The sequence below is a fragment of the Ruegeria sp. A3M17 genome, from assembly GCF_003318255.1.
In the GTDB taxonomy this organism is placed as follows: Bacteria; Pseudomonadota; Alphaproteobacteria; order Rhodobacterales; family Rhodobacteraceae; genus Ruegeria.
In genome coordinates, this window is record NZ_QOCF01000001.1 from 1 (window position 1) to 23,615 (window position 23,615).

At 56.7% G+C, this 23,615-nt stretch carries 24 protein-coding genes, 2 tRNA genes and 1 pseudogene; 11 read left to right on the plus strand and 16 right to left on the minus strand.

The window, feature by feature from the left end; genetic code table 11:
* A pseudogene (gene glyA, locus DS906_RS00005) lies at positions 1-416 on the plus strand (serine hydroxymethyltransferase); the annotation flags it as partial.
* Between the two features lie 63 nt (positions 417-479).
* Here the strand turns inward: glyA and DS906_RS00010 are convergent.
* Positions 480-854 (minus strand): hypothetical protein, encoded by a 375-nt coding sequence (locus DS906_RS00010; RefSeq protein WP_113788239.1) that lies wholly within the window; start codon positions 852-854, stop codon positions 480-482.
* A 92-nt stretch (positions 855-946) separates the two neighbouring features.
* On the opposite strand from DS906_RS00010, the gene DS906_RS00015 reads away from it, so the two are divergent.
* Positions 947-1,705: an alpha/beta fold hydrolase gene (locus tag DS906_RS00015; protein ID WP_113788240.1), complete on the plus strand. Its 759-nt coding sequence runs from the start codon at positions 947-949 to the stop codon at positions 1,703-1,705.
* Here the strand turns inward: DS906_RS00015 and DS906_RS00020 are convergent, their stop codons facing one another.
* The 6 genes from DS906_RS00020 to DS906_RS22585 form a co-directional block, all read right to left on the minus strand.
* Positions 1,706-1,894: a hypothetical protein gene (locus DS906_RS00020; protein ID WP_058272333.1), complete on the minus strand. Its 189-nt coding sequence runs from the start codon at positions 1,892-1,894 to the stop codon at positions 1,706-1,708.
* 101 nt (positions 1,895-1,995) lie between these two features.
* Positions 1,996-2,367, minus strand: coding sequence for a rhodanese-like domain-containing protein (locus DS906_RS00025; protein ID WP_113788241.1), 372 nt, complete (start codon positions 2,365-2,367; stop codon positions 1,996-1,998).
* 72 nt (positions 2,368-2,439) lie between these two features.
* The gene (locus tag DS906_RS00030) at positions 2,440-3,792 is read right to left on the minus strand and encodes an HlyD family type I secretion periplasmic adaptor subunit (protein ID WP_113788242.1); all 1,353 of its coding nucleotides are present in this window, start codon (positions 3,790-3,792) and stop codon (positions 2,440-2,442) included.
* Positions 3,789-5,867 carry a type I secretion system permease/ATPase gene (locus DS906_RS00035; RefSeq protein ID WP_369933812.1) on the minus strand — a complete coding sequence of 693 codons (2,079 nt, stop codon included), beginning with the start codon at positions 5,865-5,867 and terminating at the stop codon, positions 3,789-3,791. Before DS906_RS00035 ends, DS906_RS00030 begins: the two co-directional genes overlap by 4 nt.
* 251 nt (positions 5,868-6,118) lie before the next feature.
* The gene (locus DS906_RS00040; protein WP_113788244.1) at positions 6,119-8,056 is read right to left on the minus strand and encodes a type I secretion protein; all 1,938 of its coding nucleotides are present in this window, start codon (positions 8,054-8,056) and stop codon (positions 6,119-6,121) included.
* Positions 8,057-8,185: 129 nt separating this feature from the next.
* Positions 8,186-10,828: a hypothetical protein gene (locus DS906_RS22585; RefSeq protein ID WP_158541242.1), complete on the minus strand. Its 2,643-nt coding sequence runs from the start codon at positions 10,826-10,828 to the stop codon at positions 8,186-8,188.
* A gap of 603 nt (positions 10,829-11,431) precedes the next feature.
* On the opposite strand from DS906_RS22585, the gene DS906_RS22660 reads away from it, so the two are divergent.
* A complete protein-coding gene (locus tag DS906_RS22660; protein WP_158541243.1) occupies positions 11,432-12,181 on the plus strand; it encodes a response regulator transcription factor in 750 nt (249 codons plus the stop codon).
* The gene (locus DS906_RS00055; RefSeq protein WP_113788246.1) at positions 12,174-12,671 is read left to right on the plus strand and encodes a hypothetical protein; all 498 of its coding nucleotides are present in this window, start codon (positions 12,174-12,176) and stop codon (positions 12,669-12,671) included. Before DS906_RS22660 ends, DS906_RS00055 begins: the two co-directional genes overlap by 8 nt.
* Positions 12,672-12,679: 8 nt before the next feature.
* Here the strand turns inward: DS906_RS00055 and DS906_RS00060 are convergent.
* Positions 12,680-12,765 (minus strand) — tRNA-Leu (locus DS906_RS00060).
* Between the two features lie 237 nt (positions 12,766-13,002).
* Between DS906_RS00060 and DS906_RS00065 the strand changes: the two genes are divergently transcribed.
* Positions 13,003-13,485, plus strand: coding sequence for a hypothetical protein (locus tag DS906_RS00065; protein ID WP_113788247.1), 483 nt, complete (start codon positions 13,003-13,005; stop codon positions 13,483-13,485).
* Between the two features lie 334 nt (positions 13,486-13,819).
* On the opposite strand, the gene DS906_RS00070 is transcribed toward DS906_RS00065, so the two are convergent.
* Positions 13,820-13,895 (minus strand) — tRNA-Thr (locus tag DS906_RS00070).
* A gap of 185 nt (positions 13,896-14,080) precedes the next feature.
* Here DS906_RS00070 and DS906_RS00075 point away from each other — a divergent pair.
* Positions 14,081-14,956 carry a hypothetical protein gene (locus tag DS906_RS00075; protein WP_113788248.1) on the plus strand — a complete coding sequence of 292 codons (876 nt, stop codon included), beginning with the start codon at positions 14,081-14,083 and terminating at the stop codon, positions 14,954-14,956.
* Positions 14,957-14,969: 13 nt separating this feature from the next.
* Here the strand turns inward: DS906_RS00075 and DS906_RS00080 are convergent, their stop codons facing one another.
* A complete protein-coding gene (locus DS906_RS00080; protein WP_058272185.1) occupies positions 14,970-15,236 on the minus strand; it encodes a DUF2312 domain-containing protein in 267 nt (88 codons plus the stop codon).
* A 161-nt stretch (positions 15,237-15,397) separates the two neighbouring features.
* On the opposite strand from DS906_RS00080, the gene DS906_RS00085 reads away from it, so the two are divergent.
* Complete coding sequence (locus DS906_RS00085; RefSeq protein ID WP_113788254.1) at positions 15,398-15,616, plus strand: hypothetical protein; 219 nt, start codon at positions 15,398-15,400, stop codon at positions 15,614-15,616.
* Between the two features lie 9 nt (positions 15,617-15,625).
* Here DS906_RS00085 and DS906_RS00090 read toward each other — a convergent pair whose 3' ends face one another.
* A complete protein-coding gene (locus tag DS906_RS00090) occupies positions 15,626-15,841 on the minus strand; it encodes a hypothetical protein (protein ID WP_058277021.1) in 216 nt (71 codons plus the stop codon).
* Positions 15,842-16,086: 245 nt separating this feature from the next.
* Between DS906_RS00090 and DS906_RS00095 the strand changes: the two genes are divergently transcribed.
* Genes DS906_RS00095 through DS906_RS00110 form a run of 4 tightly spaced genes read left to right on the plus strand, consistent with a single transcriptional unit; the run spans position 16,087 to position 18,277 of the window.
* Entirely contained in the window at positions 16,087-16,950 is an 864-nt protein-coding gene (locus tag DS906_RS00095; RefSeq protein WP_113788255.1) for an MBL fold metallo-hydrolase, read from the plus strand.
* Between the two features lie 32 nt (positions 16,951-16,982).
* Complete coding sequence (locus tag DS906_RS00100; RefSeq protein WP_113788249.1) at positions 16,983-17,405, plus strand: YeeE/YedE family protein; 423 nt, start codon at positions 16,983-16,985, stop codon at positions 17,403-17,405.
* Positions 17,405-17,836 (plus strand): DUF6691 family protein, encoded by a 432-nt coding sequence (locus tag DS906_RS00105; RefSeq protein WP_113788256.1) that lies wholly within the window; start codon positions 17,405-17,407, stop codon positions 17,834-17,836. The genes DS906_RS00100 and DS906_RS00105 overlap by 1 nt, the downstream gene beginning before the upstream one ends.
* A gap of 9 nt (positions 17,837-17,845) precedes the next feature.
* Positions 17,846-18,277: a TIGR01244 family sulfur transferase gene (locus tag DS906_RS00110; protein ID WP_108861797.1), complete on the plus strand. Its 432-nt coding sequence runs from the start codon at positions 17,846-17,848 to the stop codon at positions 18,275-18,277.
* An 18-nt stretch (positions 18,278-18,295) separates the two neighbouring features.
* Here the strand turns inward: DS906_RS00110 and DS906_RS00115 are convergent, their stop codons facing one another.
* From DS906_RS00115 to DS906_RS00135, 5 genes are all read right to left on the minus strand, one after another.
* Positions 18,296-19,402: a FliM/FliN family flagellar motor C-terminal domain-containing protein gene (locus tag DS906_RS00115; protein ID WP_113788250.1), complete on the minus strand. Its 1,107-nt coding sequence runs from the start codon at positions 19,400-19,402 to the stop codon at positions 18,296-18,298.
* 77 nt (positions 19,403-19,479) lie between these two features.
* Positions 19,480-22,158 carry a sensor histidine kinase gene (locus tag DS906_RS00120; protein ID WP_113788251.1) on the minus strand — a complete coding sequence of 893 codons (2,679 nt, stop codon included), beginning with the start codon at positions 22,156-22,158 and terminating at the stop codon, positions 19,480-19,482.
* On the minus strand, positions 22,158-22,460 hold the full coding sequence (locus tag DS906_RS00125) for a hypothetical protein (RefSeq protein ID WP_113788252.1): 303 nt from the start codon (positions 22,458-22,460) through the stop codon (positions 22,158-22,160). Before DS906_RS00125 ends, DS906_RS00120 begins: the two co-directional genes overlap by 1 nt.
* Positions 22,457-22,837 (minus strand): response regulator transcription factor, encoded by a 381-nt coding sequence (locus tag DS906_RS00130; RefSeq protein WP_113788253.1) that lies wholly within the window; start codon positions 22,835-22,837, stop codon positions 22,457-22,459. The genes DS906_RS00125 and DS906_RS00130 overlap by 4 nt, the downstream gene beginning before the upstream one ends.
* A 76-nt stretch (positions 22,838-22,913) precedes the next feature.
* On the minus strand, positions 22,914-23,615 hold a 702-nt coding region (locus tag DS906_RS00135; protein ID WP_158541244.1), incomplete at its 5' end, for a short-chain fatty acyl-CoA regulator family protein.

Consider the following 23,615-nt stretch of genomic DNA (forward strand, 5'->3'; position numbering starts at 1 on the left):
TCAAGCAGGTTGTCGTGAATGCGCAGGCGCTGTCGGATCAGCTGATCAAGGGCGGTCTGGACACTGTGACCCACGGTACCGACACCCATGTTGTGTTGGTCGACCTGCGACCCAAGGGCGTGACCGGCAACATTGTCGATAAGGCTCTGGGCCGGGCACATATCACCTGCAACAAGAACGGCGTGCCGTTTGACCCGGAAAAGCCGACCATCACCAGCGGCATCCGTCTGGGCAGCCCCGCCGGCACCACTCGCGGCTTTGGCGAGATCGAGTTCCGCCAGATCGCGGACTGGATCATCGAGGTGGTCGACGGTCTGGCCGCCAATGGCGAAGACGGCAATGGCGCGGTTGAAGCCAAAGTCAAAGCCGAGGTCGCAGAGCTTTGCGCCAAATTCCCGATCTATCCAAACCTGTAAACCACACAGGGATCACAGATCAGAACGGCGTCCAATGGGCGCCGTTTTTTGTTGGGAATGCAGTCAGATGTAGCCGCGCCAGCGCAGGACAATAACTGCCAAAGCCGCCAGCGCCAGAAACCCCAAAGCAACCGCCCCCAGAAAATTCAAGAACCAACCCCAGCGGCGATCGGCCAGGTTTATACCGCTCAGATGGGTCTGAACCTCTTCCGATGCCTTGGCCAGTTTCGGAGCATCCAAAACTAACCGTAACTTGGGGTGCGAGGCCATCTGCTCGGCCCCGGCCAGCATCATGGCCTGCTTGTATATGCGGCGCGGCAATCGGCGCTTGGCCTTTCGGACCGAAGCCGTCAGCGTCTGGTCCTTTACACCCAGCTTTTCACGCAGCAATTGCACCGTCTGCGCGATCTGGCTTTGGATATCTGTGGTTTGCGACATGACGTGGCCTCCTGCCTGCGCAATCTAACGTCAGCCCGCAGGGGCGACAATGGGGGCTGGTCGTTTCAAACGCACGCAGGTATCAAACCAGAATGCTGAACACGATCATTCACGGTGAATCGACCTCGAACCCTCCTCTGTTGATTGCACATGGGCTGTATGGATCAGCCCGAAACTGGGGGGTTATTGCGCGCCGACTGTGTGACGAAAGGCAGGTCGTTGCAGTCGATATGCGCAACCATGCCTACAGCGAATGGACCGACCAGCATGGTTATCCCGATCTGGCCGAAGATCTGGCCGAGGTGATCCTGCAACTTGGCGGCAAAGCGGATGTTGTCGGGCATTCGATGGGCGGTAAGGCTGCGATGATGCTGGCGCTGAGCCACGGAGATTTGGTGCGCAAGCTGGTTGTGGCTGACATCGCGCCCGTTACTTATACGCACAGCCAAATCCAATTCATCGAAGCCATGCGCGCCGTGGATTTTTCAACGATCGAAAGACGCTCGGACGCCGAGGGACAGTTGGCGGCGCAAGGCGTCGAAAAAGCACTGCAGAGCTTTTTCACGCAATCGCTGGACGTCAAGGGGAAGCGTTGGCTTCTGAACCTCGACACGCTGGCGGCCGAGATGCCCAAAATCATGGGCTTTCCGGAAACTGATGCATCCTGGGACGGCCCGGCTCTGTTTTTGTCCGGTGGCGATTCCGATTATGTCCTGCCCGAACATCGCAGTGCCATCCGCGCGCATTTTCCCGCCGCACGATTTGCGAAAATCCCCGGCGCAGGCCATTGGCTGCACGCCGAGAAACCTCGTAAGTTTGAAGCCGCGGTCAGGACCTACCTGAACGCCTGATTAGGCTGCGTTCTGGTACAGTTTCTTCGCCACCAACCAAGACACTGGCAAGGCAGCCACACAGCCAGCCGCGGCTGCTGAAACGATTGCAACCGTAGACACCAATCCCGCGGACAGGACGGCAATAACGCCCGACCCGGCCAGAGCGGTTGCGATCAAAGTATACAGTATAGAGGCAAGGCGTAGCATCGTCAGTTGTCCTTTTGTCAGAAGCCCGATTATCGCTTTAGACAACTGGTATGCTATACGCCTTGATCTGCGTCAGGTTTCGACGGTGCGAGACCAAAAAATCAGGTCACCTCGCCGCCGCCATTGACCCAGTCCGGCAACCCGCCGACGTTATAGACGTTTTCATACCCCATATCTTTCAACAGCTTGCCTGCCAGCGCCGCACGACCACCTGCCGCGCAATACAGCACGATTGCGCGGTCCTTGCCCAGCTCGGGGTCATGAGATTTCAGCGCGTCGTCAGCGCGGAATTCAAGCATACCGCGCGGGATATGATGCGCGCCTTGCGCACGGCCGGTTTGCTGCAGCTCGACCGCGTCGCGCACGTCCAGCAACAAGGCACCCTGCCCCATCAGTTCCTTTGCTTTGTTTGTGTCAATCCGTTCGACGGCAGCGTTAGCTGCCTCCATCATCTGGCCTACGGTCAATGGCATAACGCGTCCCCTCTGTTGAATCTCACCAGAGGCTAACACGCTAGTACGGGAAAGAGCAGGCCGATAAGGCGATCAATGTTCGCGGAAGGCGCGAGACATGCTGTCGGTCACGGGCTTTGCGATATAGGCTGCAAAGGTGCGTTCCTCGGTCTGGATCATGATCTCGGCGGGCATACCGGGTGTGGGCACGAACCCACGCACGCGGTCAATCTCGTCCGGTTCCAGCGAGATACGGGCCAGATAGACCTCTTGCGGCACACCTGCAGAATCTTCCATCAACGCATCCGCCGAGACATAGTAAACTTCGCCGCTTAGCACAGGCGTGGTGCGCTGGTTAAGGCCGACCAGTCGGACTGTCGCCTGCTGCCCAGTCACGACGCTGTCGATTTCTGTTCGGGGGATCTGCGCCTCGATAATCAAGGGCGCATCCGATGGCAGGATTTCCGCGATGGGTTCACCCGTTTCGATTACGCCACCAGCGGTGTGATAGTGCAATCGTACCACCGTACCCGTGACCGGAGCGCGTACAACAGCACGGTCCAGAATACTGCGGGCCTGTCGGGACTTTTCCCGGACGCTTTCCAGATCAGCGGCAATCACGCCCAATTCGTCCAGCGCGGCCTCGCGATAGGCGGAACGTGTGCGGGAAATCTGTTCTTCGTATTTCAGAATCATCTGGTTGATTTCGGCCGTTTCAGCCGTCAACCGCGCCTGTTGGCCTTCGGCCTCGGCCTGCACGCGGCGGATTGTGTTGAGGTCGCCCTTACGCACCAGCCCTTTTTCGAACAGTGTTTGTTTGGTATCAAACTCTTCCTGCAGGATTTCCGAGCGCCGGATCATACTATCCAACTGAGCCTCAAACCCGCTTGAGCGAATTTTCAACGCTTCCATGTTGCGTTGCAGCAAAGCGATATCGTTCAGCAATGTCTTGCGAGAGACATCAAAGCTGATCTTTTGCCCGTCGAGGATAGCCATCACTTCGACATCGTTTGACGCTTCGATCAACTCAGAAGAAAACTCAAGCCGATCGCGCTCGTTGTTTTCAGCCGACAAGCGTTCGGACATGGCTTGCAAGCGGGTTTTGCGGATGAACAGTTCGCGTTCATTTGACTCAGCCGAGGTTTGGTCCAGAGTCATAAGAACCTGCCCCTTTATTACGGACTGACCTTCGATGACCTTGATGTCGTCGATAATCCCGCCCTCAAGGTGCTGTACGATCTTATTCTGCCCTGTCGCAACAAAGCTGCCTTGCGCGATCACCGCTGCAGCCAGTGGTGCACGGAAAGACCAAACGCCAAACCCGCCAAAGCAGACGACCAGCAAGACGATACCGATGACAACAAAGCGGTGGATCGTGCGCGGAACCTCAGCATACCAAACGGTTGGGTCCTTGGGATCATTGTTTACGGGTACAAGTTCGTTCATGCCGGTCCCCCCTGCTGTGACTGAATGCCGGGTCTGTTCCCACGTGAGGAGTTCAACTGTTGCAGCACCTGTTCACGGTGCCCAAACAGCGCCACGCGACCATCCGTCAGCAGCATGATCTTGTCGACAACGCTCAATAGCATCGGCTTTTGAGTTATCACCACAACGGTGATCTTGTTTTCCTTGGCCTGTGCAATCGCCCGCGACAATGCCTGGTCACCGGCAACGTCCAGGTTCGAGTTCGGCTCATCCAGAACCACCATGCGCGGATTGCCAAAGAAAGCACGCGCCAGTGCGATACGCTGTTTTTGCCCGCCCGACAGCGGAGAGCCATCCGCCGCAACCACGGTTTCATATCCTTGAGGCAAAGTGGCGATCATATTGTGCACATCCGCGAGAACAGCGGCGTCGTGAATTTGTTCATCCGTCGCATCGGCACGCATCCGACCAATATTGTCCTTGATCGTACCGGGGAACAGCTGAACGTCCTGCGGCAGATACCCGATGCTCTCGCCAAACTGACGGGGGTCCCAGTTGCGGATATCCATCAGATCCAGGCGCACACTGCCGGATGTCGGCAGGATCGACCCAACCAGCGTTTTACCCAACGTGGTCTTACCGGCGCCGGAATTGCCGATAACAGCAAGTGTTTCACCGGGATTGAGCGAAAAGCTGATGCCGTTCAGGACAACACGTTTGGTGCCACCCGGGACATAGAGCAAGCGCTCTACATCCATGCGTCCCTCAGGGCGCGGTAGGCGCAATTTTTCAAACTGCAGGGCCGAATTGGACAGAAGGTTTTTGATGCGCCCAAAGGAGGCGCGCGTCAGCAGGAATGCATTCCAGCCTTCGATCGAGCCTTCGATTGGTGCAAAAGCACGCCCTGCGATGATCGAAGCCGCGATGACCATGCCACCTGTCATTTCGCCCTGCAGCGCCAGATAGGCGCCCCAGCCCAGAATAGCGATCTGCGTCAGCAGGCGCACCGCACGAGAGATGGCCGCGAAGATCACGTTCCGGTCCTGCGCCCGCACCTGCCACGTCAGGGATTGAGCCGTATCGCGGCCCCAGATGCGTACCGCCTCGGGGATCATCGCCAGAGCGTTGATGATCTGGCTGTTACGCGCCATCGAGTCGAGGTGCAAGTTCGCCATCGACTGGGATCTGTTCGCCTCGGCAAATGGCTTGGCGGTCATTTTCTGGTTAATCACCGCGATAATCATCAGCAACAGCGCGGTTACGATAACGATTGATCCAAGCTGCGGATGCACCAAGAAAATCATCAGGATGAATAGCGGTGCGAAAGGTACGTCTAGGAATGAGATCAACGTCCCTGACACCAGGAACCCGCGCACTTGCTGAAGATCGCCCAACGTCTGGTATTCGCGGCCATTGCCGTGCAGCGATGCATGTGCCGCCGCACTCAGAACGGGCGCGCCCAACCGCGCGGCAACTTCGACCGCTGTACGCATCAAAATAAAGCGACGCACCGCGTCAAAGGCCGCCTGAAAGATCACAGCCCCCGCGACAATGGTGGTCAGCATGATCAGCGTATCCAGGGACCGGCTGGTCAGCACCCGGTCGCTAATTTGAAACAGGTAAATCGGGATCGCAAGGATCAGGATGTTGGTTGCGCAGGTCAGAACCAGAACAAATGCCAGATTGCGCCAAATCGCCTTTAGAGAAATGCGCAGCGTATTTTGGAAATCCTCTGGCGGTGTGCGTTTATGGAATGTCTGGGGTGGCCCATTGCCGTCACCTCCGCCCGTTTTTCGGAGTTGCATCGGCTCGTTCGCCTTAGCCTCGATAGTGGCACCTATGTGTTCACCGCCCTTCGAGCGCGTTTGGGGGGTCACCCGCGCTGTCGTTTCTGTGGCGGTGTCAGGATCGGGGCTTTGGGCTTCTTCGGCCACCCCAGCGTCGCGGCCCTGGGCATTCTGATCTTGAGCGGGCTGCGACTGTTCGCGCCGGGGTGAAGCCGCGGCACGAATTGGTGGTTCCGATCTGGGTTTGGTCGCCTGCTTTTTGGGCTTTACAGCTTTCGCGGCGACCGCATCATCCTTTTTCGCAGTCATCTTTGGACTGTCCTTTGGATCTGGCACACGCATTTCTTTGTTCAGGCGCAAACTTTGCGCCTCAGCTGTTTTTGGTTGGGGTCCATCGCTGCCATTTGGCTGCGTGGGGGTACCAACGCCCTCAATATCAAGCGGGCTGGCATCAGGAGAACGACGCGACGAAAAAACAATCGACATTTTATAACTTTCGGAGCACTCGCAAAAAATACAGTCTTTACGCTAACACGGTTTGACTTAAACGGGTAGAAAATTCACGCCAACATGGTTTGCATCGCATCATCGGTGCTAGCAATTTCAGAAGGCGTAAGGTTCGATTGTGCCTGTGCGATAGCGTTTTCGCCAATCCCAGCAGTCTCTTCCATAAGTATGGCAATTGCTTCATTGGCCAACTCAGAAGCGTCCGGTGCTTCGGGTATGTCAAGCAACGAAGCTTGGTGCAACAGCAGTTCCGAATACTCGCCGCCCGCCGCCATAACGGTTGAGTCGACACCGACTTTGGTCACGTTGGCCGCATTCAACAGGGCATTTCCGGCCCCGTTGACCACCGCATCAACAGCTTCGGCAGCATCAATCGAAAGATCGTCCTGATCTTGCAACAATGTGACCTGTTCGACCGAATTGATCTGCACCAGATCACCTTCGATCTTCAGCACGCGGATCAATTCCATACCGGCATAATCGGGATTGGATGTCAGGGCGTCTTCAAACGCCTCGCGATCAATTTGCTGCAGCGGCATAGCCTCGGCATGGGCCATGTCCAGCTCTTCCACAGTGTCCTCGCCGGTCGTCGTTAGTGAGGCTTGGTTCATGACCAGATTGTCATCACCTTCTGCTGGCTTGCCGCCGCCATAGACGTCATCGTCCAACAGCGCGATGGTCTGGTGCAGCATATCGACCGAAATCATGTTCCCGCCGATCATGATCAAGTCATAGAAGTTACCCAACTGAACGATGTTTGTGACATTGCTCAAAACGTTGTCGCCCAACGTGAACAAGCTGGTCGAAGCTGAGATTTCCGTGCTGATCTTGTCGATATCGGTGGCGTCGATCACCTGCTTGATAAAGTTCGTGACCCACAAGTCGCCTTGTATCCACGTGACCGAGACAATCGGGTCCGCACCTGGTTCTGCAGCATTGTCGTCTTGCCACCACTGTTCGTTTGCTTCGGTCCCGATGTATGACGCCTGAACCACATTCGTGTCACTTTGCACGCCGGGTTCACCCTGGTCGATGTCGGATACGACTGCCACCTGGCTGACCACCGTCAAGTTAACGGATTTTCCGCCCACCGCGATGACCGGCGCGTCAACCCAGGCCACTGTGATGGCGACCTGGTTGACCGCTAGGTTTCCGCCCGCGATGACCGTATGGCCCTCGCCGAACTCATCATCATCTGAGCGATCCCATTCGGCCGGCGCCATGTCTGGCGTATCATCCTCTTCCTCGTCTTCAGTCTGATGATGTGCTGGCAGAAGATCGTTCCAATCCGGAATTTCCTCGACCACTTCGCCATTCACGATAACACCCAGCGCGTCCTCGCCGTGGAACTGATGAATGGTCACGCCTTCGATTTGCGAAATCATCGGCGACTGCATCTGCTCGGCCAAACTTTCTAGGTATTCCATAGACTTGTAGTCTTCAATGTTCAGAGATGGCGTAGCAATAGCGTGCATCGACAGAGCGACATCCAGCATCTGCTGGCCTTGTGCGATCTGGATTTCGGCATCACGGAATTCGCCATGTCCGATCACGTCGTTGTCGCTCATGACAATTGTCTGGAAGTTATAGGTAACGGCAGAGCCGATGATGAGCGGCGGGACCTGTGGGTCCAAAATCAATATGGCTGTCTGTGCTTCACCAAACTGAGCATCAGGAATGTATGGGGCAGGTCCAAAAGCCGGGCCGGAAAACATTTCGGCCATCTCCACCGGCCCTTCTGGCATCGGCGGCAAAGGTAGATCGGAAGGAGGCGGCAAAAGCATGTAAGGGAGCGCATCATAGTCGCCCGGATCGAGTTTCAGATCAGCTTTGACCCGGATGGACAACGGATCTTCAAGTTCTTCCAACTCGTTTTTGCGCCGAAGCGCAGTGAATTCTTCATACTGATCCCGCAGGCGGGCTTGTTCAATGGTAATCTCAAAGGTTCCAACAAAATGTGCAATCGTTTCTGTAATACTGTCGAGTGACATATCGGTTTCCTTTTCCCCGCCCCGGCCTAAAATTTCCGCTTTGGGTTTGTTGTGCCGAGGCCACTTGTCGCGGCCTCGGCGGTTTCGTCAGATGGGTCGGGGCCCGATAATTCGGGCCCTGACTGCGACTTATACGTCGTTGTCGTCGCTGTTGTGGGTCGCGGTCATCGAACCACCAACCATGGTCGTATCGACCGAGTTGCCAAGAACGTTGGCACCCATGACGATCGACTGGTTGAACGCCGATGTGTCGACTACGGCAGCTGCCGAAGCATAGGACTCACCGTTGACGATACCATCGCCCGCGTTACCCGTGCCCCACGATCCAGCGTTACCGCCGGTTCCGCCAGCACCCGAGTATGCACCCGACGCATCGCCACCGTCGACGTCAGCACCGTAGGTGGCACCACCGTTAGCCGTGCCTGCAGCACCGCCAGAGGTTCCGCCGTATCCGGCACCGGCACCACCGCCGCCACCGACACCTGATTGTGCTGCACCAGTGGCGCTGCCCATTCCGGTCGAGGTTGCGTCGTTGTCGGACATCGCGTCGCCGCCATACCCGGCAATGGCTTCGGCCATGCTGTCTGCCGAACCATCGGTGTCAGCCTGCGAGAAGACGTCGGACATTCCACCGTCACCGGCAGTGTTCTCCGCATCTGCAGATCCGGCACCAGTGCCCGAGGACATCGCGTCCTGTTGGACAGCACCACCGCCGCCACCAACACCGTCAGCAGTCGCAGTACCAGTACCGTTGGACTGTGCCCAACCATCGACATCGTTGGTTCCACCGTCACCAGCACCGACTTGAGCGTTCTGGTTGTTGTCGGCTTCACCGTTGGCATCACCAGGCGATTGCGTGACGACCGGACCTTTCGCGTCCTGATCACCTACGCCCTGAGCATCGGCTTGCGAATCAGCTTCACCGCCGTTTGCACCAGCGCCGCCTCCGGCACCACCGACACCAGCTGCGCCTGTGCCGTCGCCACCGTCGCCGTTGCCGCCGTCAGCTTCACCGCCAACGCCTGCAGCACCGTCGCCGCCGTCACCAGCACCACCGGTGCCAGTACCGCCTGGGCCGTTGCCACCTTTGGCTTCACCGCCAACGCCAGTAGCACCGTCGCCACCGTCGCCATCAGCACCGTCACCGTCACCACCAGGGCCATTGCCGCCGTCACCGGATCCACCAGTGCCAGGGTTACCATGGTTGGTGTCACCACCGCCGTTGCTTGCACCGGCTGCGCCATTGTTCTGACCAATCAGACCGTTCTGCTGGTTCAGACCTGCAAGTGCACCGTCGACCTGACCTGAGGTTCCGCCAGTGCCGTCGCCGCCGTCACCGTCGCCGCCTTCACCGTCGCCGCCGTCGCCGTCGCCGCCGTCACCGCCGTCACCGTCACCGGCAGTTACGTCACCAGCGTCACCGTCACCACCTGGGCCGTTGCCGCCGTCACCGTCACCACCGTTGCCGCCGTCGCCGTTACCGCTGTCGGCATCACCGCCGTCACCGCCTTCGCCGTCGCCGTCGCCGCCGTCACCGTCGCCGCCGTCAGCGTCACCGCCGTCAGCGTCCGCGTCTGCACCCGAAGCTGCACCAGCAAGGCCAAGACCGATGTTTCCACCTGATGTAGAGTCACCGTTTTCGGCTTCGGATTCGCTTTCGTTTACAGCACCGCCAAGGTTTCCAGCCAAACCGCTTCCACCGTTTGCGTCATCAGCTTCCGATTCGTTGTCAGCTTCGGAATCGACTTCGGTGTCGGCTTCAGAGTCGTTGTCTCCACCTTCAGAAGAACCGTCGTTGCTGGCTCCTGAGAGGCCAAGTCCAACGCCAAGTCCGATCGAACCAGCGTCGCCGCCGTCACCGCCATCGCTTTCGATGTCAACCTCGGTTTCGCTTTCGTTTTCAGCATCAGACTCGCTATCAGCGTCGCCGCCGTCGCCACCATCGCTGTCACCGTTCGATTCAGCTGCGGAATGTCCGACACCCAGACCGAAGTTCAGAGCGTCACCGGAGTTTCCGCCGTCGCCGCCGTCACCGTCACCATTGGCATCGCCAGTGTGGCCACCAAATGCTGCGGTGTGTCCGCCTTTGGTATCGCCATAAGCGTCACCGGCAGTGGTTTCGCCACCCTTTCCAGAGTCCCCGCCATCAGCACCTGCGCTGATACCGTCACCAGAAGTTGCGTCGCCGCCTTTGGCATCGCCCATCTGCTTGAAGGTACCGTCGTTATTCACTTCGGCGTTTTCAAGCGTATCGTCATCGCTAAGGCTGGCATATTGGCTGTTGATCGCCGACATTGCAGTGGTCGTACCGCTCATGTCGATGTCCAAGTTCAGATCATCGCCGGGATCATAGTCAATGTCGCCACCAGCGGTGATCACATCACCAAATTCTGAACCGTTAGCGTCGATGTCAACGACATCATCATCGCTCGGCATACCTTCTTCGCCGAAATCGATGTTAACCCAGTTCGAGTTGTCATTGTCACCGTTGGTCTGACCTTGACCCTGGTGCTGGCCCTGGCCTTGGTTCTGGCCTTGGCCTTGATCTTGATCCTGACCTTGCTCATTTTCGACCTTTGTCTTCTGAGCTTGCTCTTGATCCTGACCTTGACCCTGTTCGTTGTCGACTTTGGTCTTCTGTTCGGTGTTTTCCAGTTCGATGTCGGCTTCTTCAATATCGACATCTGCATAAACCGGAACATAGACATCGCCGGTGTTGATTTCTTCGACGTCTACAACGTTATTATGATTTTGATTACGTCCACGTGACATATTATTTTCCACTTATAAAGCGCACGGGCCATCATTCATCTACAAAACGGCTACTGGCGCGGTTGAAACTAGGAAAAACACTCAGGCGCAAAACGCGCATGTGTGCGGTCTCGTTCAGTGAAGTATCTCCCACCCTCCTTTCTCGGCTTAGCCGACTTCGTGTCTGCGGAAATGGCTCGCGGAAATGCGCGATTCGCCGACACATCAGGAATTAAGACTTCAAAATAGAAGCAGACTCATGGTTGCAGGCCGAGGGCGAGCTGCATAGCTACCCTAAAGCACTAGAACGCTCAGTGCCTTGTTTTCATTGCTCTAAAACTTCGGTAGGTGAAAAAGCCCGCTTTGCTGGCACATGCGGCAAGATTGAAACCAGCAGTTTAGGAAAGCCAACGATTTCTTCTACTTAAGCGGGAAGCGGTATAGGTGACCTAGCCGAAAGTAGTAGAACTGTTTTTTGCAAACCTGCCAGCAGCGTTGATGAAACTTGTACTTTCCGCTATAGTCGCAGCTCTATACAGTAAATTACTTCAAATTCTGCACTACGAGTACTGGTTACAATTTCGCCGCATTTTTTCGCGGTGTGGGTTAATTAAGGGGGGAATAATGGGCATTCCGTTTCAGGATAGTGCTATTCCAAACAATTCTAATCCCGAAGACTTCTCGATCAATTTCGTCGGCAAAGAACTCTTCTATTCAGACCAAACGATCCATGGTGTTCAATCCGAATTTGGCGTGATCACCCGCCGGATCGAAACAATTGACGCGCTGCCTGCGCCAAGCGGATCAGACGTTGGGGCGGGAAAGGTGGTCGTCGTCGACCAGATGATGCTGGACGACCTGTTGAACCGACCGCAAGCTTATACAGAAATTGCGGGATCAGGCAGCTTGGCCTTTGCCTATCGCAAAGAAGAAGCTGCCCGACTGGCATTCGAAAAGTGGGATCGCAGCAAGTTCGGCGACATCGGATACCTGCCGATGAATGTCGCACCTGATGTATGGCGATCTATTTTGCGCCTCCTGCTGCATGAAGAGCTTTACCTGCCGTGTTTTCTTGCGGATTGCGTGGCGCATGCGCCGACGCAGTCGTACGGCGCGCCGGTAGCGACATCAAAGCCCAGCGACCTTCACCCGACATACTCCAAGCTGACACGCCGGGAAAAGCAGGTGCTGAAACTGGTGTCCAAAGGTCAAAGCAACAAGATCATCGCATCAAACCTGGGCATCACCGAACACACGGTCAAACTTCATATGCACAATGTGGCGGGCAAGATCGGTGTCAGCAACCGGACTGCAGCCGCGCAGTTTTATTTCGAGGTTGCGCCGGACGAAGCGCGAGAGCTGCCCGTTGACTGACGATTTCGAAGCCCGGTTTGACCGCCTGATCCTGCTGGTCGGTAAGTTGAACTACATGTGGACCAACACGGAAAGCCTGTTGATCCACCTGATCGCCGGGTTGACCCGCACCAACAAGGATATCTCGGTAATCATCTTTCTGACGCTGAACACGACGCGCGCTAGAATTGATCTGGTCGAGAGGCTGGCCAAGATGGAAGGCCGCCCGCCAGACATACGTGACCCAATCCTTAAACACACGCAACGTCTTAGCAAGCTTTCAGGCATTCGGAACAGATACAACCATTGCATCTATTCCTTCGATCCCGACAGCGGCAATCCAAAGACCATCCTGATGCGCATTGCGGACCGGAAGACTGATATCAAATTGGGCCGCCAGGATACGGTTGATGAGGGCGCAATGAAAGAAATCGAAAAGGTGGTCGAACAGCTTTCAGTGGCGAATCGGGATTTGTGGAAACTGATCAACGATCTTGGGTTTCCGGCTTAAGAATGCACTGGTGCGGGCGGTGGGACTCGAACCCACACGGGCGTACGCCCTTCAGATTTTAAGTCTGATATGTCTACCATTCCATCACGCCCGCGCAGCGTGCCGGGCCTCTGTTGGACCTCAGGAACTCAGTAAGACCAAAAGATCACGAATTCAATGCGTTTCACCTGGGAAACTCCGGCATCAAAACGTCGGGGTATCCCCCCGCATTTCCCCTACCCTTCCATCGCCACGATACATCAATCACTTTCTCTTGGGTTGCATGACGCTTGCTTAACGTCCGCTGAGGGTTAAGCTATGCTGCAAAGCAGAAAAACAATTGAGTTAAGCCGTGAGCACAGAGCAAAAGTCCTTTGAGGATCGTATCGCCCAAATTAATAAACGCACGAAAGAAACGGCAAGCAAGAATCCCAAACCCAAAACCGATAACGTCTGGAAACGCCTAGCTTATCCAGCGGCGTTTGTGGGCGCATTTATGCTTGGCTCCATGGTGGTTTTCCTGACCCGTTTCATTCAATTTCAAATGGTGGGTGTGCCTGAAGTCGGCAAAGTGAACACACAGGATTTTATCGGTATCGCGATGGCCAGTCTGGCGGGGATGGTCATTTCGATGTTTCTTAGGGACAAGCAAAAAGAGTTTGCAAGCGCCAGCACAGTTGGGGTTTTGCTAACAACTTTCACGTTCCACAATCTGGTTTGGGCCTACCCCACTCACTTCGAACAGATGTACAGTGAGGACTGGGTCGAGTTCATGCAAAAGATCACCGAACCCTCCAGCCTTTACGTCTTTGGCATTACAATCGGCTTAAGTTGACCATCAAAGGCTGAACCGGTCGTCTTTACATGCGAAGTGGTCCTGAAAGAACTCAAAGCGCGACACAAATAATTTGATGCCCTACATCCGTCGATGCCTAGGGTGGTTTGGTGAACCCGGGGACTTTATTACCGACGATCGACTGATCGGTGCTAACTAACGTGGCTAATCTTGTTGCGTGCTAGTCGAAGTAAAATTTTGATGTCGCCGTTTCGGCCGCGAAAAAGAAACAGGGGCAAGTGCCGAAATAGTGTCCCCATCCGACTGGAACAGACTCGATCTGTTCATACGGTAGTTCCGGCAAGCTAGAACATTTTGGAATTAAAAGATTTCATGGTGCCCCCACACGGACTCGAACCGCGGACCTACTGATTACAAATCAGTTGCTCTACCAGCTGAGCTATAGGGGCGCTGGGTGTCGATTACTTTCTCTTTTAACGGACTGCAAGCCTCAATTTTCATCCAAACTTAGGGATTTTTGATTTTCCTTGTGATACGGCCAATCACCTTTAAGTGGGGGGTGTGGATTTGACTGTCCCTGGCACAGCCTGTAACTCGACAGGCAGGTTCAGGAATGTAAGGACAAGAACCAAACATGCAGGTTGCCATCCACGCAGGCGCGGCTTTTACCGATGAAGGGCGGCTGCTCAGGTCGTTGCAAGCCAATGGGGATGTACTGGCCCGAAATGGTGCGACTTTCTTTGGTCCTCGTCGTTACCGGCAAGTGTTCAAACCCGCATTTCAGGCCTTGAATACGCGCCCCCCATTACCGGACGAGATTGAAAGTATTCGGGGCAATCTTCCAATTCACCCAGAAGTAAAACGCGCCATTTTCACCAGTGAAGAATTCATCGGCGAGAAAGACGTGGTCCTTGCCGATGGGCAATTCTATCCTTCTGCGGGCAAACGCTTATCTGTTCTGGAAGAGTCCTTTCGCGATTGTCAGTTGGAATTGTTTCTGGCGCTCAGGAATCCCGGTAGTTTTGTCCCGAAACATCTGATGTCTTTACCGGAACAGGCGCGTGAGGACATGATCCGCAACAATGATCTTAGTCACCTCAGCTGGGTTGAGATGGTCGAAGATGTTCGCGACTTTGCCCCCGGGGTGCAGATTACCCTATGGTGCAATGAGGACATTCCGCTAATCTGGGGGGACGTTGTGCGCAGCGTCGGCGGGCTTGCTGCGGACGCTGCGATCAAAGATGAGTATGACCTGCTGATCTCGTTGCTGACCGAAGAAGGTCAGTCACAAGCCCAGGCGATTCTGGACCAGGTTTCGAGGCTTTCACAGGCTGAGACCCGAGACGTTCTTGCAGACATTCTGGCGAACCATGCTCAGCCGGACAAAATGGAAGAAGAGCTGGACTTACCCGGCTGGAGCGATGAGGTCATCGACGCATTTTCCGAACTGTACGAGCAGGATCTGGCCAGGTTGGAAACGATGGCCGGGGTAAAGGTCCTGAAACCCTGACCCCAGGCGCGGCTCACATGCCCAACGCTTCCTTATACATTTCAAGTACCGCCTCTTCTTCGGCGATATCGTCCTTGTCGCGTTTGCGCAATGCGATGACCTTGCGCATCACTTTTGTGTCGTAACCGCGGGCTTTGGCTTCGGCCATGACCTCTTTCTGCTGCTCCGCCAGATCCTTTTTCTCGGCATCCAGGCGTTCGATCCGTTCCACGAACTGACGCAGCTCGCCCGCTGTCACACGGTAGTTGGCGGCGGCCTGATCTTCGGTCACGTCTTCCATATTTATCTCTCCAAAAGGCTGCGATCTGATGCATTAGCAACGGCAGTTAGCCGGATACATTGCCGCCGCGTGAGCTGCAAGCATCCAATCCTCGATGGGCTTGTGCGCGGTCGTTCGATCCGCTAAGCGCAACCAGGATTTGCGGAAAAATGTGGGGAACCATGTTCGAAATCATCACCTGGGGCGGTGCCGCCCTGTCGCTTGCCGGTCTGCTGGGTCTGGTCTGGTGTATCCTGCGTGTGATGAAAGCGCGCAAATCCGGCCTGTCGGACGAAGAATTGCGCGCCGCTGTTCAAAGCGTCCTGCCGTGGAATCTGGCTTCGCTTTTTCTTTCGGTGATTGGCCTGATGCTGGTGATCTTGGGGATCTCGTTCGGCTAATACTTCGCCTCAGACTGGCATATTGTCGAACTGCGCCTCTATGGCATCTTCGCATAAAGCCGCATCAAGGTGACGCAGGCGCGATGGCACGTGCATGCCTTCCTGACGCATCCGATCAATCACTTTGGTTACACTGGGCTGAAGCGCAAGCCGGGTTTCAAAACAGGCATTCTGCAGCTTTTGCTCCAGGTGTTCGGCTTCGGAATACAAACTTTTTGCAGACATATTCTTCCTCCCAATTTCTATCACTGTCGCCGATATAGGTAACGGTTTTAAGACCTGGTTATCCTGGCGAACAAACGCGCGGAAAACTGCCTGTCGCCCACCCGGTATCGGCAACCTAAGGCAGAATGATTAAATTCTAATCGGATTTAGATTAACTTGCCTTGACACGCATCAAATCAAAGAATGCCGGTTGCATCATATTCTGAAAAACATATATGATAAACTGCGCGCTGACGGAGAGCCAGATGACACCAATTGTGAAAGCGTTTTTCGACCCTGAAACCAATACGGTCTCATACCTTGTGCAGGAACCCGAAGGGACGGCCTGCGCAATCGTCGACAGCGTTCTGGACTTCGATCACGCCTCGGGCCGAACGAAGACCGACTCGGCGGATCAGATCGTCGCTTATGTTCGCGACAATGAGCTAAGGGTCGAGTGGATTCTGGAAAGCCATGTGCATGCCGACCACCTTTCAGCGGCACCTTATCTGCAACAGGAACTGGGCGGAAAGATCGGCATCGGTGAACAGATCGTAACGATCCAGGAAACCTTCGGGAAAATCTTCAATGAAGGGACCGAGTTTCAGCGCGACGGCAGCCAGTTTGATGCTTTGTTCCGCGATGGCGACAGCTTCCATGTTGGGCAGATGCGTGGCGATGTTTTCCACACGCCCGGCCATACGCCCGCCTGCATGACATATGTGATCGGCGACGCGGCTTTTGTCGGTGACACGCTGTTCATGCCGGATTTCGGCACCGCGCGGTGCGATTTTCCCGGTGGGTCTTCAGAAATGCTGTTCGAGTCTATCCAGAAGATACTGGCCCTGCCGGATGAGACGCGCATCTTTGTCGGGCATGACTACAAAGCGCCGGGGCGTGATGAATTTGCCTGGGAGACAACTGTCGGAGAGCAAAAAGCCCTGAACGTCCATATCGGACAAGGCAAATCAATCGAGGAATTTGTCGAAATGCGTGATGCCCGCGACGCAACCCTGCCCATGCCGCGCCTGATCCTGCCGTCTTTGCAGGTTAACATGCGGGCCGGGCAGATGCCGCCTGCGGACGAGCAAGGTGACATATTCCTGAAGGTGCCGATCAACAAGTTGTGACGCAGACCCATCAGGCGAACTGAGGAAAACGAATGTACATTGAATGGATTTGGGGGCTTGCCGGTGGCCTGCTGATCGGGCTGGGCGCTGCAGTCTACCTTCTGGGCAACGGGCGCATCATGGGCGCCAGCGGGATCCTGGGCGGACTTGTCGATGGCAGTGACCGCACCTTGGAACGCTTAAGCTTCTTCGCAGGCGTCGTCGCGACGCCGCTTGTTTTGAGGTCCCTACTCTCTTCTGCGCCCATGACCCATCTGACCGACAATTTCGCAGTGATCGTCATCGCCGGCGTTTTGGTTGGCGCAGGAACGCGCATTGCCAATGGATGCACCTCGGGGCACGGGGTATGCGGTATTTCTCGATTTTCTGCCAGGGGCATCATCGCGACGTTGATCTATATCGGCGCGGGTGGGGCAACAATTGCACTGATGCGCCATGTATGGGGGCTGATTTGATGCGGGTTCTCCTATCAATGCTGGCTGGATCTCTGTTTGGTGCCGGCCTTTTGATCTCGGGCATGACCGATACCACCAAGGTTCAGGGGTGGCTGGATGTGTTCGGAAACTGGGATCCCACCCTGGCATTTGTGATGGGCGGCGCGATCCTGCCGATGCTCATCGCGTGGAGAATGACGGCCCACCGTAGACCGCTGACTGGTGGTCAGTTTCCAAAAATGAGCCCACCCGAGCTGGACCGCCGCCTAATTATCGGTTCCGTGATGTTTGGCATGGGCTGGGGCTTGTCCGGGCTTTGTCCCGGACCTGCCATCGCGTCCATCACCTATGGCGGCCTTGGCGGAATTGTGTTTCTGGCTGCGATGATCACGGGAATGTTTGCGGCGCCCGGGCTTGGTGCGCAACTGGACAGATCCGCAAACGCGGCCTAAGCAATTGCCATGGAGATTCGACCAATAACCCCCCGCTATGCCGTCTCGCCCCAAATCACGGTCGAGGACGTCCCAGCCATCGCCGCAGCAGGTTTCGTTAAGGTCATCTGCAACCGTCCCAATACGGAAGTTCCACCAACCATGCAGTCGGATGCAATCGGACAGGCTGTCCGGGCAGCCGGGATGGAATATGAGGTTCTGGAACTGACCCATCAGACCATGACGCCTGGCAATGTTGCCCTGCAACGAGAATTGGCCGAAAGCTGCTCTGGCCCCGTTTTAGCCTATTGCGCGTCGGGCACCCGCTGTTCGGTGGTTTGGGCTTTGGGCCAGTGCGACCACATGAGCGCGGATGAGATCCTCGAGGCCACGACCAAGGCGGGTTATATGCTGGACAACCTGCGCCCCGCGCTGGAGCATATGCGCGGTTCTGACGGCTAAGGACCTTTGACAATCAGGTTAGGTTGGGTCAGCAATGTCGTCCAATCCCGTCAGACCTGCCAGTTGCGAAATTTCGGCCGCCATCTGATCCGGGCTGCCAAAGCGCAAATCGGTATCCAATTCGTTCAATGCCACTTCATCTATCGGCACGACCTCATGTGTGGGATCGATTGGCATCGGATCTTTCCGAGCCTCCGGCCCCGGCGCGTAGCTTCGCGCTTCCAGAAACTCGGGCATTTCAGCTTGCTCCAGCGCCGCAGCCGAAGCACATTCGTTCAACCGTACTGCGCGCATCCCTCCGCATTGCCCCAAACGTCCGATTGCAGCCCGCGTTCGACCAATTGTCAGGATTTCCGCGCGATCTAACCGTGATCCGGTCAACGGTAGAACGTCCCCAACTGACAGCCCGGACAGGGTTGCCAATGGCACTGACATCCTGCCGATCACCGTATTCAATTCGGCCCGGACAACCCCCGACGCTTGCTCAAGCTTCGGGCCGGCAGCAACTTGAATTTCAACATCGGCCCCCTGCTCTGCCGGTGTATCGGGCAACAGGACTGTGATCTGCCCCTGTCGCAGCCCACCGCCAAGTTCTACCGTCAGGTCAAACACGCGATAAGCATCTTCGACCATAGCCAGCGACAAAGAACGCAGATCCGCCAGCCGCGCCCGGAATTCATAACCGGCAAGACTGGATTGATCAGCGGCTGTATCGACCAACGCGACGGCCCTGGTCAAAGCGTCTTCGATCAGCGGCGCCACCATTGCTGCATCCGTATCTGTGTACTCCCGTGCTGTTGGCGGGTTGGGCATAACCTCACCAATTGTCTGCACCTGCACGACCGCTGATACGGCCCCCATATCCAAGCAGATCGCAGCGGACATCCCGTCCGAGTTGCCTAGGCGCAGCAGCATCCAGCCCGCGTCAACCACCTCGGCCAGCGTATCCTGAGCTTTGAGAGACTGCTTTGCCCCGATCACCGACAACGGCAGCTGGAACCGATCCCCTGCTGTTCGCGCAAAGGCCAGTCGCAGGGCACGAAGAACAGAACGCGGCTTTTCACCTTGTTCCTCTTGTCCTGCCGAAAGTTTGCGCGCCAAAGCTGTGCTGACAGACTGCGTCATGCCCGATACCGATTTGAGTTTCTGAACCTGATATCCGGTCTAACCCGAGGCGGGTTACCAATGTCTTTATGGGTGCATCATTGTGCAGCTTGCCGGTGCGCCAGCGGAAGGCGGACGCGAAAGGCCGCACCGCCCTGGCCGGGAAGATAACTGATCTCGCCGCCCAGACGCTGCATGATCTCGCGGCAGATCGCCAGCCCCAGACCAGCGCCACCCGCCTTGTCCCCACCGACGCGGGCAAACTTTTCGAACACCATCGACTGCGCTTCGGGTGGGATGCCACTGCCGTTATCGGTGAAATCAATGACGACCTGCCCCCCGACATCATGGGCCGAGATTGACAGAACGGGTTCATCCGCATCGCAGTACTTCTGCGCGTTCGAAATCAGATTGATAAAGACCTGCCCCAACCGATCAAGATCAGTGTTCAGCGGAATACGCTCGGACGGTCGCGCGCGGCGAATCTTAAGTTTTAGGTGCGACCCCGCCAATGCGCTTGAGACCGCCCGATCCAGGATCGAACCAAGGGTATCCCCACCCAAATTCAGGCTCACACGACCGCTTTCCAGAACGCTCAGGTCCAGCAAATCATCCAGCAGGCGCGTCAGTCGCAGGGCCTCATCATGGATGATCGCGGCATAGCGCGTTTGCTCTTCGGCACTCAGACCATCCGTATCGCGCATGATCTCGGAAAAGGCCCGAATAGAGGTCATCGGCGTCCGCAATTCATGGCTGACCTGACTGAGGAACCCGTCTTTTTGTTCCGAGATCTGCGTCAGCTTGGTATTCGCCTCTCGCAGTTGGCGCGCGGTTCGGCTGAGCTCGGCGGATTTGGCCTCAAGCTGGCTGGAATACTCCAACAACTCAGCCGACTCGTCAGCTACCGCAAGCAAGTCCTCAACCGAAACGGACGAACCACCGACAATCTGCCCGATCATCGCATGGGCCGTGGCCGCGCCGACCGAGCCGCTGAGTTCACGTTCCAGTCTTTCCAGAAACCCCGGCGTGGGTTCCGGCAGGCTTGTCCGTCCACCCTGTGCTTCGGCCTCGTGCTGAAAGAACTCCTGCGCCGGGCCAGAGCCCAAAATGCGCTGTGTCATGATCATCAGATCTTCGCTTTGCGCCACCGACCCGGTCCAGCCAGCCGGTGAGACTGAGTGGTCAAAAACATTGACGAACTGTGCGCCCTGCAGACGCTCCAACGGGCTGGGAAAGCTCAACAATGACGCGGCGCAGAACGCAGCCGTGTTCAACGCCAACGACCACATGACCGAGTGGACCATGGGGTCCATTCCTTCGATCCCGAACAGGGCCTGTGGACGCAGCCAGCCCCACCCGAAGGGGCCGTTCTGCAGCACCGAGTCGGGCATTATTGCCCCTCCCATCCCCGGCAGTAACAAGGTGTAGATCCACAGCACGAACCCAACCGTCAGCCCAACCAGCGCTCCGGTGCGAGTGGCACCGCGCCAGAACAATCCACCGACCAGCGCTGGCAGGATCTGGGAAATGCCTGCAAAGGCCACCAGCCCGATCGACGCCAGTGCAGCCCCACCGCCCGACAAGCGGTAGTAATAGTAACCCAGCGCCATGATGACCGCGATGGACACGCGCCGCGCCATCAGCACCACGTTGCGCACGTCACCCGAGACCGAACCCGCGCCCCCTTGCGTGCTCAGCCAGATCGGCATGACCAGATGATTCGACACCATGGTCGACAGCGCCATTGCCGTCACGATGACCATAGACGTGGCCGAGGAAAACCCGCCGATAAACGACAGCATCGCCAGCCAGTCGTTCCCCTGCGACAAGGGCACCGTCAGCACGAACAGGTCGGGGTTCGAGCCTTCGGGCATCAAATCCAGACCCACGACGGCGATGGGCACAACAAACAGGCTCATCAACAGCAGATACAACGGGAACGCCCAGGCAGCGGTTCTCAGGTGCCCCTCATCCGCGTTCTCTACCACCATCACCTGAAACATCCGTGGCAAGCAGATGAAAGCGGCGGCCGAGAGGAAGATGAAGGTCGTCCAGCGCCCGGCATCCACATTCCATTGCCCGATCTCCGAGGCGTCGATGCGATCCATCATCGGGCCAATCCCACCCGCAACGCCCCAAACGACGAAGACGCCGACCGCAAGCAAGGCGAACAGTTTGACGACTGATTCCAACGCAATGGCGGTGACCACGCCGTGGTGACGCTCATTCGCGTCCAGATTTCGAGTACCAAATAGGATCGCAAATACCGCCAGGCCCGCAGCCACCCAGAACACGCTGGAACCTTCTCGGTAAAGGCCCGAGGGATCAGCCTCAGCAAAGATGGAAAAAGACAGGGTAATGGATTGCAACTGCAACGCAATGTAAGGCGTTCCACCCAATACGGCCAGAATGGTCACGCAAATGGCCAGCGTGTTGGATTTACCGTATCGCGACGAAATCAGGTCCGCGATGGAGGTTACCCGCTGGGTGCGTCCGACCCGCACGAGCTTGCGCAACCCCCACCACCAGCTGAGCATCACCAACGTCGGCCCAAGGTAGATGGTGACAAATTCCAACCCGGACCGCGCAGCATTTCCGACCGCGCCGTAAAACGTCCAGGCCGTGCAATAGATCGACAGCGACAAGGTATAGATCAGCGGAGACCGCAACCACGCCCCTCGGCCAGCGGCCGCCATCCGGTCAGCGGCAAAAGCCACCCCGAACAACAGAACGACATAGCCGAGGCAAACCAGGATCAGAACGTTTAGTGTGGCCATCAATCCGACTCTGCCTCGGCATCGTCACTTACAACCATTCGTCTGGCTGCAAATCCAAAGATCAGACTGATTACGATCAGCAAAGCCCAGCACGTGAAGATATACAGGATTGCTGAAGACAGCGGCACACCATCTTCAGATGAGCCTTGGCTTGGCCACAGCAGAGGAATGGCAACAAGAGCGGCCCCCAGAATAGGCAGTAAGCGCGCGGCATCCATCAACCTGCGGCGGCGATAGCTCTGACGCTCGAGAAATGGCGAAGGCCGGACCCCTAGGGGTTTACGATCTTCGCCCGAGTTCATGACCGCGTTGCCTGTGCGTGCAGGTCTCGCACCGCTGTCAGCACTTCGGCGTTGGAAAACGGCTTGGTCATAAAGCGGCTGACCCCAGCGTTTTCGGCCATTTCCCGGTCGCGCGATTGCCCGCGCGCGGTCAGCATCAAAACGGGCAAATGCTGCATGCCCTCAAGCTCGCGCAGGTTGCGCAAAATCTCCATCCCGCTTTTGCCGGGCAGCATAACGTCCAGAATGACCAGATCGGGGTTCGCCCCCTGAATGACTTCTATCGCATCCGACCCTTCCGCGTGCGTTTCAACGTGCCATCCCTCGCGGGTCAGCAAAAATCGAATGGCCTCAGCGATGTTGGGCTCATCCTCAATTAACAGAACCTTACGGCTCATATGTTTCATCCCTCCCCGTGACAGATTCCGTCTGTGAACCTGTCGGCATCAGCTTAAGCCCTCTGTCAGGAAACTGTCAAAAACCTTCGCTTAAAATCGACGGCTCGCGGCGCGATGCGCAAGCGTCATTTGGGCAGACCCGGCAGCTTGGACCGACCCGGGTCGCGGATTGCGCGCTCGGAGCCCCCTCTTCCACCGCACGGACAAGCATGACTGAATGATAGGCCGGCGCGTCGTCATATCCTGAAACCGCCTGCGGCCACGCGTAGGCATAGCAGTCGAACTCAGCCGCCGTTCGCCCCAATTGCACAACACGTTTGCGGATCGGAACCAATGGTCTGTTCAGCGCCTGAAAGATGGGCCAAAACGGGCAGGCTTCGCCAAAGCGGGGCATGGCGAAACCCGGCACGGATTTGCTGAACAAGATACTGCCCGACGCGTCACAGACCACCAACCCGGTGGGCCGCCCCAGATATCCTTCGGGCAATGTCGCCAGCCGCCGCAGGACTGTCGGGATATCTACTGAAAACCGTGCGGCCAGAGCCAGCGGATCAGACTCGGCCTCGGTAAGAGCCTTCTGCACGTCGTCCAGGGGCATGGCTCTGACATCTGCGGCGTAGGTATCCAGATATCCCTTGGTCACAGTTCGCGCTGCCGCCGATTCAATCGCGCTCAGGTCAATGTCCGCGCCGCTCCCGCCTGCTTCGATCTGCGGGAAATGGTGGCTGTTGGCCTGAAAAAACGCCTCAGCATCCTCTGAGGGCACACCGCGACGATC

Excerpts from the sequence above, each read along its gene's own strand:
- DS906_RS00010 (WP_113788239.1), bottom strand. The coding sequence starts at position 854 with ATGTCGCAAACCACAGATATCCAAAGCCAGATCGCGCAGACGGTGCAA.
- DS906_RS00015 (WP_113788240.1), top strand. The coding sequence starts at position 947 with ATGCTGAACACGATCATTCACGGTGAATCGACCTCGAACCCTCCTCTG.
- DS906_RS00020 (WP_058272333.1), bottom strand. The coding sequence starts at position 1,894 with ATGCTACGCCTTGCCTCTATACTGTATACTTTGATCGCAACCGCTCTG.
- DS906_RS00025 (WP_113788241.1), bottom strand. The coding sequence starts at position 2,367 with ATGCCATTGACCGTAGGCCAGATGATGGAGGCAGCTAACGCTGCCGTC.
- DS906_RS00030 (WP_113788242.1), bottom strand. The coding sequence starts at position 3,792 with ATGAACGAACTTGTACCCGTAAACAATGATCCCAAGGACCCAACCGTT.
- DS906_RS00035 (WP_369933812.1), bottom strand. The coding sequence starts at position 5,867 with ATGACTGCGAAAAAGGATGATGCGGTCGCCGCGAAAGCTGTAAAGCCC.
- DS906_RS00040 (WP_113788244.1), bottom strand. The coding sequence starts at position 8,056 with ATGTCACTCGACAGTATTACAGAAACGATTGCACATTTTGTTGGAACC.
- DS906_RS22585 (WP_158541242.1), bottom strand. The coding sequence starts at position 10,828 with ATGTCACGTGGACGTAATCAAAATCATAATAACGTTGTAGACGTCGAA.
- DS906_RS22660 (WP_158541243.1), top strand. The coding sequence starts at position 11,432 with ATGGGCATTCCGTTTCAGGATAGTGCTATTCCAAACAATTCTAATCCC.
- DS906_RS00075 (WP_113788248.1), top strand. The coding sequence starts at position 14,081 with ATGCAGGTTGCCATCCACGCAGGCGCGGCTTTTACCGATGAAGGGCGG.
- DS906_RS00080 (WP_058272185.1), bottom strand. The coding sequence starts at position 15,236 with ATGGAAGACGTGACCGAAGATCAGGCCGCCGCCAACTACCGTGTGACA.
- DS906_RS00085 (WP_113788254.1), top strand. The coding sequence starts at position 15,398 with ATGTTCGAAATCATCACCTGGGGCGGTGCCGCCCTGTCGCTTGCCGGT.
- DS906_RS00090 (WP_058277021.1), bottom strand. The coding sequence starts at position 15,841 with ATGTCTGCAAAAAGTTTGTATTCCGAAGCCGAACACCTGGAGCAAAAG.
- DS906_RS00095 (WP_113788255.1), top strand. The coding sequence starts at position 16,087 with ATGACACCAATTGTGAAAGCGTTTTTCGACCCTGAAACCAATACGGTC.
- DS906_RS00100 (WP_113788249.1), top strand. The coding sequence starts at position 16,983 with ATGTACATTGAATGGATTTGGGGGCTTGCCGGTGGCCTGCTGATCGGG.
- DS906_RS00105 (WP_113788256.1), top strand. The coding sequence starts at position 17,405 with ATGCGGGTTCTCCTATCAATGCTGGCTGGATCTCTGTTTGGTGCCGGC.
- DS906_RS00110 (WP_108861797.1), top strand. The coding sequence starts at position 17,846 with ATGGAGATTCGACCAATAACCCCCCGCTATGCCGTCTCGCCCCAAATC.
- DS906_RS00115 (WP_113788250.1), bottom strand. The coding sequence starts at position 19,402 with ATGACGCAGTCTGTCAGCACAGCTTTGGCGCGCAAACTTTCGGCAGGA.
- DS906_RS00120 (WP_113788251.1), bottom strand. The coding sequence starts at position 22,158 with ATGGCCACACTAAACGTTCTGATCCTGGTTTGCCTCGGCTATGTCGTT.
- DS906_RS00125 (WP_113788252.1), bottom strand. The coding sequence starts at position 22,460 with ATGAACTCGGGCGAAGATCGTAAACCCCTAGGGGTCCGGCCTTCGCCA.
- DS906_RS00130 (WP_113788253.1), bottom strand. The coding sequence starts at position 22,837 with ATGAGCCGTAAGGTTCTGTTAATTGAGGATGAGCCCAACATCGCTGAG.